The sequence below is a fragment of the Subtercola boreus genome (assembly GCF_003399625.1).
Classification (GTDB): Bacteria; Actinomycetota; Actinomycetes; order Actinomycetales; family Microbacteriaceae; genus Subtercola; species Subtercola boreus_C.
Genome location: NZ_NBXA01000007.1, coordinates 138,844 through 154,523, shown reverse-complemented (window position 1 = coordinate 154,523; position 15,680 = coordinate 138,844). Strand labels below are relative to the sequence as shown.

Genomic DNA, 15,680 nt, shown 5'->3' with positions numbered 1-15,680 from the left:
GTGATGGGTCACTCCTGGTGCTCGGCTGGCGGGGTCACAGCGGGCGTGGATTCGGGCGCAGTGCACCGGCTCCCCCCGCGAATGCCCCACTGTAGCAAGCCGAACCGGGGAATCAGCCTCGAATGAGACGGCGCCTGACGATCTTCACCGCGGCGCGCGTGGCGGGTGCGACACCCATCTCGCGGGAGCGGGCCACGAAGAACTTCGCGAGCGCGCCCACCTTCCGCACCTTGGCAGCCGGGGAGTTCTGCCGGGCCTTCTCGGCGGCGAGTTCGGCCCGCACCGCGTGGAACCAGCCCGCGAGGGCGAGCTGCAGCGCGGCCGGTGAGGCCTCGGAGGTGTTGGCGGTCTCTGGCTGCCAGGCGGTGGCGCCCGCATCCAGAGCGACTGCATCATCCAGAGCCGCCGCAGCGGCAGTGAGCTGCTGCTGCACCGGCTCGACCAGGAGCCGCCAGAGCTCGGCGGCATACTCGTTCCAGGTGCGGAAGGTGCGCGACACCGCCTGCTGCCGCAACCGCTCGTAGAGCTCCTGCTCGACGAGCAGCGTCCTCATCGCATTCTCGATCGCCTCGTCGTCGCGGGGGTCGACCGTGAGGCAGCCGCCGCCCTCCGCCATCTCCGCGAGGCTGCCGTGGTTCGAGGTGATCACCGGCACGCCGAGGGCGAGGGACTCGGCCACGGGCAGACCGAACCCCTCGTGGAGGGAGGGGAACACGGTGAAGCGGGCCTCCCGGTAGGAGTCGAGCAGCACAGTATCGCTCGCATCCCTCAGCACCTCGACGCCGAGACCGAGCTGACCGACCGCCCGAACCTCACGGTCGAGCTTGGCGATGCCCGGCCCGCTGCCTCCACCGATGAACCGGATGCGGAAACGGATGCCCTCGGCCCACAGCCTCCCGGCCGCGAACACGATGGGACTGTGGTTCTTGCGCGGCTCCTGGCTGCCGACGACGAGCACCAGCGGCAGCTCGGTGGGATCTGCCGCGGAGCCGTCGGCAGGCTCGAGCGCCACCGCCCGCGCGGCAGCGGTGGGCGGGTTCATCGCCAGCGGCACGGCGACGACGCTCGGCCCCTCGACACCCTGCGCGCGAACCGCATCGACGAAGCCGCTGTACTCGGTGGCCGCCGATGCGCTCACGCCCGCCACCCGACTCGAGTGCTTCACCACCGTGAGGAACCGGGCGAAGCGCTCGATCTCCCCCGTGGGCTGGCTCTGGGCGCTCACGATCGGGATCGCGTCGTGCCCGACGACCGCGACCCTGTTGCCCGAGACGGCCGCGAGAGCCGCGAGCGGCGCGGCGGTCTCGAGCTGGGAGACCTCGATCTCGACGATCACCGAGCCCAGCGGAACCAGGATGACACTGCGCGCGGCCCGGTGCTCGGCCGACGCCTCCGATGCGGCGTGCAGGGCGGCCCGCTCCCCCGCGGAGAGGCTCGAGTGGGTGGCCCAGTCGAGAACACGGTCGATCTCGTGGCCGACGAGGTGCCGCATCCCGGTTCCGCGCTCGTTCCAGCAGGCGAGAGTCAGCTCGCGCCGGGGGTACCACCGGGAGACGGTCTCCCGCAGTACCCGCTGCACGCCGGTGTTGTGATCGCTCCGCCCGCTGAAGTTCGCATCGACGATCACCGTGTCGGTGACGATCTCGATCTCGGCCTCCGGCAGGAGGGTGCGGCGGATGATCGGTGCCAGCGCATCGAGCAGGGCGGTGAGCACCCCGAAGGCGTCGCCGGGGTCTGCCAGCGCCAGCGCCCGGCGCACAGATGCGTGCTCGTCGAGCGTCGGGAAGGTCGCGGTGAACCCCACGATCGCCAGCCAGACATCGGCATCGTTCAGAGAGATACGTACGGCCCGGGCCACCGCCGCGGCCAGTTCGCCGGCCGGGTGGGTCCAGCCCGCCAGAGGATCGGCCGGGCCGGAGGAGAGGCCGAGGTGCGGTGCGATCTGCCGCAGCCGGGCATCCACAGCCGCGGTCTGGGTGCCCACAGGCACCGATCTGCCGCCGGAGGGCGGCCTGCCTGCCTCGGGGTCTGGGTGCACCATGGAATACTAGTCGATGACTCGGCGACGCTACTATGAGCTGTCCGAGACGCCCCCCGAACGAACAACGAGGAAACATGCCCCGCGCTCTCATCACCGGAATCACCGGCCAGGACGGCCTCTACCTCGGAGAACTCCTCCTGTCGAAGGGGTACGAGGTGTACGGCCTCATCCGGGGCCAGAACAACCCCAAGCGCGCCCTGGTCGAGGCGACGCTGCCCGGCATCAAGGTGCTCACCGGTGACCTCACCGACCTGTCGAGCCTGATCCGTGCCCTCGAGGCGTCGAAGCCCGACGAGTTCTACAACCTCGGCGCCATCTCGTTCGTCGCGTACTCGTGGGAGAACGCCTCTCTCACCACCGAGGTCACCGCGAAGGGTGTGCTGAACGCGCTCGAGGCCGTTCGTCTCTACTCGGGCGACGATCCCCGCAAGGTGCGCTTCTACCAGGCCTCCTCCAGCGAGATGTTCGGCAAGGTGCAGCAGGTGCCGCAGGATGAGGACACCCTCCTCTGGCCGCGCTCGCCCTACGGCGTCGCCAAGGTCTTCGGCCACTACATGACCATCAACTACCGCGAGTCGTACGGCATGCACGCCTCCTCCGGCGTGCTGTTCAACCACGAGTCGCCCCGTCGCGGCCCGGAGTTCGTCACCCGCAAGGTGTCGCAGGCCGTCGCCCGCATCTCGCTCGGCCTTCAGGAGAACATCGTCCTCGGCAACCTCGACGCGCGTCGCGACTGGGGCTTCGCCGGCGACTACGTCGAGGCGATGTGGCTGATGCTCCAGCAGGAGGAGGCCGACGACTACGTCATCTCCACCGGCGAGACGCACTCCATCAAGGAGCTGCTCGAGAAGGCCTTCAGCGTCGTCGGCATCTCCGACTGGGAGAAGTACGTCGTGCAGAACCCCGAATTCATGCGCCCGGCGGAGGTCGACCTGCTCATCGGGTCGAGCGCCAAGGCGGAGTCGAAGCTCGGCTGGAAGCCCAAAGTCGGCTTCGAGGAGCTCGTCACGATGATGGTCGAGAACGACGTCGTCGAGCAAAAAGCCCTCGCCGGGCTGTAGGCCGAAGTGCCCGTCGCACTCGTCACCGGAATCTCAGGGCAGGACGGCTCCTACCTCGCCGAGTCCCTGCTCGCCGACGGGTATGAGGTCCACGGCGTCGTCAGGAACAGCACAGAGGAGAACCTCGCCGCGCTCGGCTCCCCCGCGAAGCTGACGCTGCACGCCGTCGACCTGCTGGCCCCGGATGCCCTGGAGTCCCTCCTTCGTGACGTGAGGCCCGACGAGCTCTACTCGCTCGCCGCGGTCTCCTCGGTGGCCGCGTCGTGGAACGACCCCGTGATGACCGGTGCGATCAACGGGCAGGTCGTCGTGCGGTTGCTCGACGCCGCCCACCGCCTGCAGGAGGAGCACGGGCATCCGGTGCGGGTGCTGCACGCATCGAGTGCCGAGATCTTCGGGCAGGTCGCCGAGACACCGCAACGGGAGACGACCGCGATCCGGCCATCCTCTCCCTACGGGGCCTCGAAGGCCTACGCGCACCTCTCGGTGGGGGTGTTCCGCGGGCGGGGACTGCATGCGTCGAACACGATCCTCTACAACCACGAGTCGCCCCGGCGCCCCGAGGCCTTCGTCACACGAAAGATCACGGCGAGCGTGGCACGCATCAGCCGGGGCCTGCAGGCGGGCCTCGAACTCGGCAACCTCGACGCCCGGCGCGACTGGGGCTGGGCACCCGACTACGTCGAGGCCATGCGACTCGCCGCCCGGGCACCCGAGGCGGGCGACTTCATCGTCGCCACCGGCGTCTCGCACACCATCTCCGATTTCCTGGATGCCGCGTTCGCCCGGGTCGGCATCGACGACTGGTCGTCGCTCGTCAGCGTGAACCCGGCGTTCGTTCGCCCCGTCGACCCCGCCGAGCAGCTGGGGGACGCGAGCCGCGCCCGGGACGTCCTCGGCTGGTCGCCGTCGGTCGACTTCGAGACCCTGGTGGCGCGGATGGTCGAGCACGACCTCGAGCTCCTCGACGCGTGACCCCGGTGACGACCTCCGCGCCGGGCGCCGCCTCCTTGCGTGTGCTCTTCGATGCCACCGCCATCCCCGCCGATCGCGGGGGCGTCGGCCGTTACGTCGAGAACGTGGTGGGCGAACTGGTGCGCGCGGGCGTGCCCCTGGCTGTCGTCTGCCAGCCGCGGGACAGGTCGGCCTTCGAGGCCGCAGGGGTCACGCGGGTGATGGAGATCGCGGGCTGGGGTGCGCGGGCATCCGGCCGCCTCGTCTGGGAGCAACTGGTGCTGCCGGGGCTCGCGCGCCGGGCGGGGGCGATGATCATCCACTCCCCTCACTACACCTTCCCCCTGTTCACGAGGCGGAAGCGAGTGGTGACGGTGCACGACCTCACCTTCTTCACAGCTCCGGAGGTGCACGGCCGCGTCAAGCGGATCTTCTTCCGTAGCTGGATCAGGGCGGCACGCCTGTCGGGCGCCACCGTCGTCACCCCGAGCCGCGCCACAGCCGACGAGTACCTGCGCGTCACCCATGCCTCGCCCCGGAGCGTGGTCGATGCGCCGCTCGGCTATGACAGCACGATCTTCCACCCCCCGGCCGCCGCCGAACGGCAGGCCTTCGAGGCGAGCCTCGTTCCACCGGTCGCCGCCGGCTGGGTCGCCTTCCTCGGCACCCTCGAACCCCGGAAGAACGTTCGGGCCCTGGTGCAGGGGTTCACGGCGGCAGTGCGTGACACGCCGGCCTCCTCCCGCCCCGCACTCCTGCTCGCGGGCGGCAGCGGCTGGGACGACTCCGTTCCTGCCGCCGTCTCGGATGCTGTCGCAGCCGGAGTCGACGTGCGGATGCTCGGTTACCTGCCCCTCGAACAGCTCCGGGCCCTGCTCGGCGGCTCCCTCCTGACGGCCTACCCGAGCCTCGGCGAAGGGTTCGGCCTGCCCGTGCTCGAGGCGATGGCGAGCGGATCGGCCGTGCTCACCACCCGCCGTCTCTCCCTGCCCGAAGTGGGCGGTGACGCCGTGAAGTACACAGACGTCGACTCCGCGAGCATCGGCCGCGGCATCCGGGACCTGCTCGCCGACCCGGCGGAACGCGCCCGTCTGGCGCTCGCGGGAGCAGCTCGCGCTGCAGCATTCACCTGGGCGGCGTGCGCCTCTCGGCATGTCGAGGCATACCGGTTGGCGGTGGCCCCGTGAACACATCGGATCGCCCCTCCGCCGCCCCTTCCGGCTCGCTCGCGGCTCTCGTGGCCCTCGTGACCGTGAGCTACTTCTCGGGAGACGACGTGCTCACCTGCCTCGCCTCGACCTCCTCCGCGAGCTCGGAGCCTCTCGACCTGATCGTGGTGAACAACGCTCCGGGCGACGATCTCACGGCGGCGACCGCTTCCTCCGGCGCGCGGATCCTCTCACCGGGAAGGAACCTGGGCTACGGCGGCGCGGTCAACTTCGCCGCCCGGAGCCTGGGAACCGACGCACGATTCATCCTCGTCACCAATCCCGACGTGGTCTTCGAACCGGGCAGCATCGACGAGATGCTCGCCGTGATCCGGGCCGATGACAGGATCGGCGCCGTCGGGCCCCGGGTGACGAACGACGACGGCAGCATCTACCCGTCGGCCCGCGACGTACCCTCGCTCACCTCGGGCGCCGGCCACGCGGTGTTCCACCGGGTCTGGCCCCAGAACCCCTGGTCGAAGCGGTACCTCCGCGCCGACAAATCGAAGACGAGCGGCACAGAGCCGATCGAGTCCGGCTGGCTCTCGGGCTCCTGCATGCTGGTGCGGCGTGACGCCTTCGAACAGGTGGGCGGGTTCGACGACCGCTTCTTCATGTACTTCGAAGACGTCGACCTCGGTGAGCGGCTCGGCAACGCGGGGCGCCGGGTGCTCTATGCTCCCACCGCCACCGTCCAGCACACCGGGGGCACCAGCACGAAACGGGTCTCGGCTGCCATGCTGAGCGCGCACCACCACAGCGCGTACCTCTATCTCGCGAAGCGGTACCACCGCTGGTACCAGTTACCCCTCCGGGTGGCGCTCCGGGCGGGTCTCGGTGCCCGCGCGGCTGCCGGAAGGATACGAGGATGAGCGACCGACTGGCCGAATCGACGGAGACTGACACCACGGGGAATGCATCCTCTGTGGCCGAGCGTGGCCTCCGGATCGCAGGTATCGCCTTCTGGGTGCTCCTGGCGGCCGGATTGCTGCTGCGCCTCCTTCTCGTCTTCACCCCCGCCTTCTACGTCGACTCCGACAACGCCATCGTCTCCCTGATGGCGAAGGACATCTCCGACGGGGACCTGACCTTCTTCTTCTGGGGCCAGACCTACGGCGGCACGCTGCTGCAACTCGTCGCGGGCGGCGTGATGGCCATTGTCGGCGCGCACATCGAAGTGCTCTCCGTGGTCGCGATGCTCTTCTTCGTCGGCGGCGTGCTGGTGCTGCGGTTCATCGCCACGAAGGCGTTCGGCCCGCTCGTGGGCAATGTCGCCGCGATCCTGTACTGGTTCTCAGGTTTCTACACCCTGCGCATCTCGATCAGCGAACCGGGCTTCTACGGCCCGAGCCTGGTGCTCGGGCTCGGCGCCACGGCGCTGGCACTCCGGCAGCCGGTGCGCCGCCCCCTGCTGCAGTGGGCGCTCGTGGGGCTCGCCGCGGGCCTCGCCTTCTGGCAGTCGCCGATGGGCGCGGCGCTCGCGATACCCGGCGTGCTCATCCTCCTGGTCCGAAGCAGACGGCACTGGTACCGCATCCTGGTCGGCATCGCCGCGGCGATCGTCGGGGCCCTGCCCTGGCTGGTGATGTTCGCGAACTCCCTCAATGCGCTCGCCCCGAAGAGCGACGGCACGCATCCGGGACTCCGGAGCTTCGCCACCCTGTTCACCAGCACGATGCCGAGTATCTTCAGCGCCCAGGGCACCGTCGTCGGATACCTCACTGCCGCACTCTGCCTCGCCCTCTTCGCCCTTCTGGCGGTACTGGCCGTGCTCGGCCGGAATGCCTGGGTAGCCGCTCTGCTGGCCGGAACGGTGCTGGCCGTCGTCGTGGTGGTCATCGGCGCGGGCACGACCCTCGGCCCGAGCGACTACCGCTACACCGTCTTCGTGCTGCCGTCGCTGGCTGTGGCCGTGGCGTGGCTCGTGACGCGCATCCGGTACCGGATCGTGGCAGGCATCACCGCGATGGTACTCGCGGCGACGCTCACCGTCGTGCAGGTCGAGAGCCTGTTCCCGAACCTCTCCTTCGGAACCCAGAGCCGCTACATCATCGGCGACATCCGGTCGCTCGGGCAGTACCTCGAAGACCGGAACCTCGGCGCGGTCTATGCCGACTACTGGGTCGCCTACTCGCTGACCGCGGCAACCGAGGAACGCGTGACGGCGGCCGGACTGACGAACGACCGGTATCCGCCCTACCAGCAACGGGCCCTGCAGGGCGACGAGATCACGGTGGTCGTGCTCGAGAACAATGAGAACGACACACGGATGCAGGTCGCCACCGACCTGCCGCCTTTCACTCGTGCGGTGCATGCCGGGTACGCCATCTACACGTTCCCGATCACGTTCGACGTGATGCACTATCCGTGGTCGCTGTTCTGACCCGGGACCTCCCGGAACGCGCAGTCTGGCGCCGGAGCCTTGTAATAGGATGAGCGCGATATGCCGAGTACAGACCAGGCCAGTGCCACCTCCCCCTCCGCTCTCAGCGGAGCACACCTCATCGCCGCCTCACAGGTCGACGCCTGGATCCAGGGGCTGCATGCGGCCGGCGATCTCGACGGTCCCTCGGCCCAGGAACTGCAGGCGAGTTTCAGCTGGCGTGTGACGCGGCCCATCCGGGCCGTGCGGGCCAGGGAACGGGTTGCCCTCCTCCGCCAGCAGCGCAGAATCCTCTTCCCCCGGCAGGCGCGCGTGAAGTCGGGCGTCGACCACGGCCGGCAGGCCTTCGAGCAGCGCGTGCGGGCCGTCGCCCCGGCGCTCCTGCCGCACTCGAGCGCGGCCGAGCTCCGGGCCCTGCCGCTCGAGCGCGTGCTGAGCGAACTCGTGCAGCAGGTGCAGGGCTCCGGTTCGAAGGCCGAGCTGTGGCTCCTCGTCATCGCGGTCAGTGGATGCTTCCCCGACCAGCAGATGCTCTTCGGGCTCGCCCGCGACATCGTCGGTGTGAGCGGGTCCTCTGCCGCCCAGCGCATCCTGAACCACAGCGCCGTGTGGACGCTCCGCTACCACGCCCAGCTCCGAACGATCAGGCTGGTCAGCACCGAACCGGTCGTCTTCACCGACCAGACGGCGAAGTTCGGCTTCAACTCGGGAATCCAGCGGGTGACCCGGCAGACCGTGTCGCGCTGGGCCGGCCGCGAACGCTTCCAGCTCGCCGCCCTGACCGATGACGGCGCGGCCCTCCGCACCCTGTCGTCCGAGGAGTCGGCACGCGTGCTCGACTGGCAGGGTGACGACGACCGTCACCGCGACGACGAGAAGGCAGAACCCGACGAGACCGCCGCCGAGCTCGTCGTCCCCTGGCAGACGACGGTCTTCTTCCCCGAAGTGCCGGTCGGCCGGGGAACGGACTCGCTCGCCGCGCTCACCCGGTTCTCCCCGAACCGCACTGTCGCCATCGGCTACGACACCATCCCCGTCTCGAGCGGGCATCTCGTGCACCGTGGGCTCAGCGGGCTCTTCGTCTCCTATCTCTCGACGATCAAGTACGTCGACGAGATCCTCGCGATCTCGAACGCGACCGCGTCGGAGTTCATCGGCTTCAGTGAGGCCCTCGCCACGCAGGGGCTGCCCGGTTTCGGGGTCGAAACCCTGCACCTGCCGATCGAGCACATCCCGGCCGACGACGGTGAACCACCCGCCGAGGCCTCGCTGCCCGTCGTGCTCTCTGTCGGCAGCAACGAGCCGAGAAAGAACCAGCTCGCCGTGATCTTCGCCAGCGAGATCCTCTGGCGCGAAGGACTGGAGTTCTCGCTCGTGCTGCTCGGCGGTCGGGGCGACAGGCTCTACACCGACATCCCCGACGCGGTCGCCGCGCTCCGCGACCAGGGGAGGCAGATCGAGCTCCGCCGAGATGTCGACGAGCACGCGCTCGCCGCCGCCTATCGCCGCGCGCGGTTCAGTGTCTTCATCTCGCTGCAGGAGGGCTACGGCCTGCCCATCGCCGAATCCCTGGCGGTCGGCACACCCGCCCTCGCCACCGAGTACGGCAGCACGGCGGAGATCGCAGCGGGCGGTGGATGCGTCACCGCTGACCCCCGCGACGACCGGTCGATCGTCGACGGCATGCGCGCGCTCCTCACCGACGATGCCCTGCTCGAACGCCTGCACGGCGAGATCGAGGCACGGGACGACAGCACGTGGGAAGCGTATTCGGCAGACGTCTGGAAGGTCGTCTCGGCCCCCGCATCACAGGCCGGCGCAGCCCAGAAGCCGACAGGAACACAGAAGTGAAACTCTCCGAATCGTCGAACCTCCGCGCACTGCTCGAGGCTCTCGGCACCCCCGCTCCGGCCGAGGCGAGCGCTGGCGAAGTGCAGGACGCTCTCGCGGCCTCCCTCCAGGCAGCCATCGACGCCGGCGGCCGCTGGGACGACCTGTGGCTCGTCTGGAGTACCCTCCGCGGTGAACTCCCCACCGAGGAGGAGCTTGTCGTCTTCCAGCGGAACGCCACGCTGAACGGCGCGGGCGAAGCACTCCGCGGCCTCGGCGAGCGCGCCGACTCGAGCATCTTCGGGTTGAGCGCCGAGGTCGAGATCCTCACCGACGCCATCGTCATCGACGTTCACAACACGAGCAGCACCCGCGTCATGTCGGGCATCCAGCGGGTCGTTCGGGAGACCGTGGGGCTGTGGGCCCACGAGCACGAGGTCGTCCTCGTGGCGTGGACGGAGAGCCGGAAGGGCCTCCGCCGCCTCACCCCGCGCGAGGAGGCCCGCATGAGGGGAGACGACGAAGAGGCGATCGTGTCGCTCGCGCCCGCCCGTGAGCGCATCGTCATTCCGAACGGGGGCAGGGTGTTCGTCCCCGAGCTCTCCGCCGACTCCGAGCGCGCTGAGCGTTTCCTCGCCCTCGGCGAGTTCGCCTCCTCGAAGCTGGCCTTCATCGGCTACGACTGCGTTCCGCTCACCTCGGGCGAGACGGCCGCGGGTGCCATGGCCGCCCACTTCCCGCTCTATCTCGATGCCGTCGCCTACGCCGATCGGGTGGCTGCGATCTCCCAGTCCACGGCGGACGAATTCGACGCGTGGAAGAAGATGCTCCCGTCGTCTGGTCGCACAGGTCCGGATGTTCGCACCGTCTTTCTGGGAGGCGACTCCGCCGCCCCCTCCGACGTGGACCTCGCCGCCGTCAAAGCGGAACTCGAACTCAGCGACCTGCCGGTCGTGCTCGTGGTCGGCAGCCACGAACCCCGCAAGAACCACCTCTCCGTGCTGCAGGCGGCCCGCGCCCTCTGGACCCGCGGCGAGCAGTTCCAGCTCGTGATGATCGGTGCGGGCTCGTGGAACAGCGCGCCCTTCGACCAGCTCAGCCAGCACCTGCAGGACGAGGGCTGGCCGCTGACCGTTCTCTCGAACGCGTCGGATCACATCCTCGGAGCGAGCTATCGCCTGGCGGCGGTGTCGATCTTCACCTCGTTCCACGAGGGCTTCGGGCTCCCCATCGTGGAGTCGCTGCGGGCGGGAACCCCCGTCATCGCTTCCGACCTCGGCAGCATGGCCGAGATCGCGGCGCACTACGGCGGCGTCATCGGTGTCGACCCGCACTCCGACGAAGCGCTCGAGGCCGCCCTGCACTCGGTGCTGACCGACCCCCGGGTACTCGAGGGCAAGAAGCGCGACCTCGCGGGCAACGACTACCGGTCGTGGAAGTCGTACGCCGACGAGGTGTGGGAGTACTTCACCGCCTGAACCCCGGCGACGTCGCTCAGGGCGTGAAGGCCCAGAGCGTGATCGTGGCGTCGCCGGCCGCCGTGGGGTAACTGCGGGAGTCGACGAACGTCAGCTCCTTCGCGTAGTACGTGCCCCAGTCGAACGGGGTGCAGGCACTGTCGGTCAGCACCCACTTCACGTCGGCAGCCGTGGCGCCGGTGGCGATCTGGAATCCGTTCACCCGATCGGCGTTCACGTTCCGCACCGCCGCGTAGTCGGTCGGCCAGGCCATGCCCTCGTTGAAGGTGGCGACCGGGGCGCCGTCGGACACGATCTTGAGACCCTCCACGTCGATGCAGGCGTCGGGATTCACGAGGCCGGCGCCCGACTTCGGCACCTCCTGCCCCAGCTCGCCGATTGCGCGATACCTCGGGGTGTTGTAGTCGATGAACGTGTGCAGGCCCGCAAGGTTCCGGAAGGTGCGGAAGTCGACGGCGGAGACGCCCGCGGCGACGACGCAGACGATGACGACGACTCCGGCGACCGCGACGGAGAGCGCGGAACGCGGGGCCCGTGGCCCGGTGGCCGCGGCAGCCCGTCTCGGCAACCGCAGGTACGAGACACCCACCATCGCGGCCATCGGCACCGTCACGAACGAGACCAGGCAGAACGTGTCGAGCCAGAAGCGGTAGGGCTCCTGGTTCGCCCCCCAGATGTCGTTGGTCGAGGTGAGCGCCCACGCCGCGATCGAGGCCACCGGAAAGGCGATCCAGAGCGCGTTCCGCCGGTGGATGCCCGCCGCCAGGATGCCCAGCAGCGGCAGTAGCAGCGCGCCCGCCCCGAGGATGCCCCGGGCATCCACGCCCAGGTCGACCGACGAAGCGACCCGGTAGGTCAGGAACGGGTCTTTGGAGACGATCCCGAGCATCGTGGCGATGATCTGGGGAGAGGCTGCGGCGGCGAGCGCGAGCAGTGGCACGAGTGCTCTGAACCGGAACTGAAGCACGAGCGAGACGAGCGCGGGCAGCGCGGGGACCGCACCGAAGGCGAGCGTCGCCAGGGGCCCGAACGTCGATGCGATCGAGGGGCCCGCCGCGAACACCAGAACGATGAGTGCCAGCGAGAGGGCGATCATCCAGAGCCGCCGGCGTGTGGCCAGCACGTAGGCCGCGACGGCGAACAGGGCGAGGTAGGCGCTGGCGAGGAATCCGTAGGTCTGCACGTTCGCGGTGAGCCCCACGAAGGCGGCCGCCACCGAGTAGAGCACCACGCTGCCGACGCGCGAACGCACCCGCAGGAACGTGACGAGGGCAGTGAGGATTCCGATGGCCCCGAGCGAGAGCGCGACCGTCTCGCCGTTCAGGGTGTAGAAGACGCCGAAGGGCCCCCAGAGCACTGCGTGGGAGGCCATGTTCGTGTACCAGCCGCCGGCCGAGATCGCGTTCGCGAAGGTGCCGAGCACGAACGGCACCGGCGCGATCAGCGGAAGCCACCAGCGGCGACTCACCAGGTAGATCGCCGTACCGATTGCGGCGATCAGGATGGCCTGCACCAGGAAACCGCCGATGGACCAGGCCTGCAACGGGTTCAGCCCCACCAGGCGCGCGAGGGTGCCGATGACGTTGTAGTAGAGGTGCGGGTAGGTGTTGGTGCCCGAGTTGGTGAACGGCTCCACGTCGGCGAGCCGGCCGTCGGCGGCGTTCGTGACCATCGACATGTATGAGAGCTGGTCGCCCGGGAAATAGTTGCGGAAGGAGCTCCAGGCGAAGTCGGCCTGCGCGAAGAGGTACGACCACTGCAGCCAGATGTGAAGGCCCACGCCGCCCACGATCGCCAGCGCTGCCGCAGTGCGACGGAGGAGGGGTCGACCGGAGACGGGGCCAGCGGGCAGGGCGGGGAGGGGAATCGTCATCGTCAGTAGAGTAGTGCTCCGTCGACCCACAGGGTTTCACCTGTCGTGGTCTCGTAGAGCTCGAAGCGGAGGCTCTGGTGTTCCGCAGCGAGCGGCAGCGTCACGTAGACGTGGGTCCAGCCCGAGCCGCTGGCGGTGAAGGGGGCTGCCTGGACCTCCGTCTGGCCACCGAGCCCCCAGAGCGCCAGTGTGCCGCTGAACGTCTTCGTGGGGTCGGCCGGGCGCACCCAGACCTGGGCCGTGTAGGAGTCGCCGACGATGGTGTTCCGCATGACATCCTGCTTCAGCGAGCTGCCAGCCGTGCCGGTGTTGGTCGCGAGGAAGTACGAGCCGTTCTGGGCTGCGACACCCGACGCCGCCGAGCGGTAGACCGCGGTGTTGATCGAACCGTTGCCCACGCCCCAGCCGGCGAACGAGCCGTCCTCGAACGACCCGGCGGTCAGGACGTTGCGGCTGAGCGATCCGTCGTCGAGGTAGAGCGTGTTGGAGGTCTGCTGCAGGTAGACCTCGGGCTTCAGGGTGGTGACGGAGTTCGGGGGGATGTCGGTGGTCACCGACACCCTCGTCCACTTCGAGCTCGCCGTGAAGTCCCGGGTCGAGACGACGGGCGCCGATCCGCCGAGGCCCCAGAGCGCGAGGCGACCGGAGTACGTCGACCCGGGAAGGGCAGCGCGTACCCAGATCGAGAAGGTGTAGCGCCCGCCTGCGGAGGTGGTGACGGGAACCTGCTGGGCGATGGAACGGCCCGGTGTTCCTGTGTTCACGGCCCCGAACCACGATCCCGAGTGACTGGCGGACGGATCGTTGTAGATCGCCTGGTTCATCTCGCCGTTGCCCTTCACCCAGCCGCCGAGGGAATTCTCGAAACCGGGTGCTGTGAGCAACTCCTTGAGGGGCGGGGCCTGGCCGAAGACCAGGGTCGCGTTGTCCAGGTAGAGGGTCGTCGACGTGGAGTCCATGTAGATCTCGAGGCGCACCGTCTGGTGGGCGGACTGGCGAACGGGGAGCTTCACCGTCACCTGCTGCCAGGTGTTCCCGACAGAGTACGACGTGGAGCCGCCCTCCGTCGTCCCCCCGATCCCCCAGAGCGCCACCCGGCCCGTGGCCGCCGCGCCCGTCGCCGACCGCAGCCAGATGGTGGCGGTGGCCTGGCCACCCACCTCGACCGTGCGCTGCACGTTCTGGGCGATCGAGCGGCCCGGCACGGTCGTGTTCGAAGCGAAGAACCAGGATCCGTTCTGGGCGATGGAGGGATCCTTGTAGGTGGCCTGGTTCACAGCGCCGTTGCCGGGGCCCCAGCCGGCAGAGCCGCCCTCGAACGACGGCGAGCGGAGGCCGCCGCCCGTCGGATCGCCGAACCAGTTGTTGAAGTAGACCCAGAAGTTGCGGTTGCCGTAGGCCGAACAGGAGTCGCCCGTTCCGCCGAGATTCGCCAGGGCAGCGGCGTTCGGCTGGTACGGCGTGTAGATGTACAGGTTCGCCGTCGCCTGGTTCTGGATGAACACGGGCGCCGATCCGCACGAGGCGTTCGGGTTGTAGAGGATGTTGTTGGTGCGGCCCGGCTGGTAGCTCCACGAGGTGCTGTTCTTCGCGTAGCGCTGGAACTGGCTGGCCGCCGAGTAGACCTGGTTGAAGAAACCGTAGTAGGTGGAGTCGCAGGCCGCCGTGTCGGGGCAGCCGTAACCGAGCGCCGACCGGTACTGGCCGGCCGTCGTCGACCGGGCGTCGACGAGCCCCTGCTCCTTCTGGAGCATCACGAGGATCACCTGCGGATTGATGTTGCACGCGGCACCCACGCGCACGATGATCTGCGCGGCTGTCTCGGAGTCACGCCCGGTGTAGGCCGAGCAGTAGGCGGAGGCGGCCCGCGAGTTCGTGGCGCTCGAGAAGTCCTTCAGGCACGTCGACCCGCCCGACGTGGTGCAGCTCGATCCGTGGTCGGCGAGGAAGCCCTGCACCGCACTCTCGCTCATCGTGGTCGAATCGAAGAAGGTCGCGTCGCTGATGATGTTGCCGGGGTCGAACGACGATCCGCTGAGGGCCGAGGCCGACTGCGGCTGCAGGGTCTGCCCCACGGCGGTCAGGCCCGCGGCGAGCACGACCACCGTGGCGAGGGCGCCGATCGCCCGGCTGAGGTGGTTGCGGCGGTGGATGCGCGGGAAGTCACTCACGGAACGTCGACCTCCTGGCCGGGTGAGGTGCCGCCCGATTCCGCTGACGTGTACACGACGACGACGGTCCAGGCGCCGGTGCTGAACTGCGGAGAGGTCAGGATGTTCGACCCGCACTCGGTCGAATCGGCCGACGCACTGGCGGGGAAACTCTGCGAGACGCTCTTCGACTGGAACGTGGCGGTGATGGTGCACGTTCCGCCCGTTTCCACGAGGCCCGGCACGGTGGCACTCACCGAGATCCCGTTCTGCTGCACGTCCCAGGCGGCGAAGGAGATGAACGGGGTGGCCGCGGGCGGCGCCGGCGGCGCGGGAGGCGTCGTGACCGTGGGAGTGGGGGTCGGGGTGGGGCTCGGCGTCGCGCTGGGCGTCGACGTGGGAGTCGGCGTCGGCGTGGGGAGCGCGGTGCGGGTGGGAGCGGCTGTGGGCGTGGGCGTCACCGTCGGGGTTGCCGAGGTGGTCGGGCCCGCTACATCCGTTCCGCCCCGGGCGACGAGCAGCCAGGCCGTTCCGCCGAGGGCCGCCAGAACGACGATCGCCACGACGACCCAGATCCACCACGTCGAACGACGTTCACCGTTAGCGATACCGATCGGTCCCCTCGTCTCACGCCGGGCAGCGAACATCGCCCCCGGCCCTGCAGGTCAGGGTCGAGAGTAGCCCCACTCGGGGGGTTCGGCC

Annotated in this window: 11 protein-coding genes; 7 read left to right on the top strand and 4 right to left on the bottom strand. The window is 69.2% G+C overall.

Features of this window, described 5'->3' with window-relative positions; translation table 11 throughout:
• Window positions 1–112 precede the first annotated feature (112 nt).
• The gene (locus tag B7R21_RS04325; protein WP_147305798.1) at window positions 113–2,041 is read right to left on the bottom strand and encodes a glycosyltransferase; all 1,929 of its coding nucleotides are present in this window, start codon (window positions 2,039–2,041) and stop codon (window positions 113–115) included.
• Between the two features lie 74 nt (window positions 2,042–2,115).
• Between B7R21_RS04325 and B7R21_RS04320 the strand changes: the two genes are divergently transcribed.
• Genes B7R21_RS04320 through B7R21_RS04290 form a run of 7 tightly spaced genes read left to right on the top strand, consistent with a single transcriptional unit; the run spans window position 2,116 to window position 10,955 of the window.
• Complete coding sequence (locus tag B7R21_RS04320) at window positions 2,116–3,102, top strand: GDP-mannose 4,6-dehydratase (RefSeq protein WP_116282019.1); 987 nt, start codon at window positions 2,116–2,118, stop codon at window positions 3,100–3,102.
• Window positions 3,103–3,108: 6 nt separating this feature from the next.
• Window positions 3,109–4,077, top strand: coding sequence for a GDP-mannose 4,6-dehydratase (locus B7R21_RS04315; protein WP_116282018.1), 969 nt, complete (start codon window positions 3,109–3,111; stop codon window positions 4,075–4,077).
• Window positions 4,074–5,243 (top strand): glycosyltransferase family 4 protein, encoded by a 1,170-nt coding sequence (locus B7R21_RS04310; RefSeq protein ID WP_253259628.1) that lies wholly within the window; start codon window positions 4,074–4,076, stop codon window positions 5,241–5,243. Before B7R21_RS04315 ends, B7R21_RS04310 begins: the two co-directional genes overlap by 4 nt.
• On the top strand, window positions 5,240–6,136 hold the full coding sequence (locus B7R21_RS04305) for a glycosyltransferase family 2 protein (RefSeq protein ID WP_116282017.1): 897 nt from the start codon (window positions 5,240–5,242) through the stop codon (window positions 6,134–6,136). The genes B7R21_RS04310 and B7R21_RS04305 overlap by 4 nt, the downstream gene beginning before the upstream one ends.
• Window positions 6,133–7,647 (top strand): ArnT family glycosyltransferase, encoded by a 1,515-nt coding sequence (locus B7R21_RS04300; protein ID WP_116282016.1) that lies wholly within the window; start codon window positions 6,133–6,135, stop codon window positions 7,645–7,647. The genes B7R21_RS04305 and B7R21_RS04300 overlap by 4 nt, the downstream gene beginning before the upstream one ends.
• Before the next feature lie 60 nt (window positions 7,648–7,707).
• A complete protein-coding gene (locus B7R21_RS04295) occupies window positions 7,708–9,498 on the top strand; it encodes a glycosyltransferase (RefSeq protein ID WP_116282015.1) in 1,791 nt (596 codons plus the stop codon).
• Window positions 9,495–10,955 (top strand): glycosyltransferase family 4 protein, encoded by a 1,461-nt coding sequence (locus B7R21_RS04290; protein ID WP_116282014.1) that lies wholly within the window; start codon window positions 9,495–9,497, stop codon window positions 10,953–10,955. Before B7R21_RS04295 ends, B7R21_RS04290 begins: the two co-directional genes overlap by 4 nt.
• 16 nt (window positions 10,956–10,971) lie before the next feature.
• Here B7R21_RS04290 and B7R21_RS04285 read toward each other — a convergent pair whose 3' ends face one another.
• The 3 genes from B7R21_RS04285 to B7R21_RS19965 are packed head-to-tail and all read right to left on the bottom strand — an operon-like array spanning window position 10,972 to window position 15,625.
• The gene (locus tag B7R21_RS04285; protein ID WP_116282013.1) at window positions 10,972–12,828 is read right to left on the bottom strand and encodes a DUF3488 domain-containing protein; all 1,857 of its coding nucleotides are present in this window, start codon (window positions 12,826–12,828) and stop codon (window positions 10,972–10,974) included.
• Between the two features lie 2 nt (window positions 12,829–12,830).
• On the bottom strand, window positions 12,831–14,999 hold the full coding sequence (locus tag B7R21_RS04280; RefSeq protein ID WP_116282012.1) for a carbohydrate binding domain-containing protein: 2,169 nt from the start codon (window positions 14,997–14,999) through the stop codon (window positions 12,831–12,833).
• Window positions 14,996–15,625, bottom strand: coding sequence for a hypothetical protein (locus B7R21_RS19965; protein WP_172592039.1), 630 nt, complete (start codon window positions 15,623–15,625; stop codon window positions 14,996–14,998). Before B7R21_RS19965 ends, B7R21_RS04280 begins: the two co-directional genes overlap by 4 nt.
• Between the last annotated feature and the right edge of the window lie 55 nt (window positions 15,626–15,680).

Excerpts from the sequence above, each read along its gene's own strand:
- B7R21_RS04325 (WP_147305798.1), bottom strand. The coding sequence starts at position 2,041 with ATGGTGCACCCAGACCCCGAGGCAGGCAGGCCGCCCTCCGGCGGCAGA.
- B7R21_RS04320 (WP_116282019.1), top strand. The coding sequence starts at position 2,116 with ATGCCCCGCGCTCTCATCACCGGAATCACCGGCCAGGACGGCCTCTAC.
- B7R21_RS04300 (WP_116282016.1), top strand. The coding sequence starts at position 6,133 with ATGAGCGACCGACTGGCCGAATCGACGGAGACTGACACCACGGGGAAT.
- B7R21_RS04295 (WP_116282015.1), top strand. The coding sequence starts at position 7,708 with ATGCCGAGTACAGACCAGGCCAGTGCCACCTCCCCCTCCGCTCTCAGC.
- B7R21_RS04285 (WP_116282013.1), bottom strand. The coding sequence starts at position 12,828 with ATGACGATTCCCCTCCCCGCCCTGCCCGCTGGCCCCGTCTCCGGTCGA.
- B7R21_RS19965 (WP_172592039.1), bottom strand. The coding sequence starts at position 15,625 with ATGTTCGCTGCCCGGCGTGAGACGAGGGGACCGATCGGTATCGCTAAC.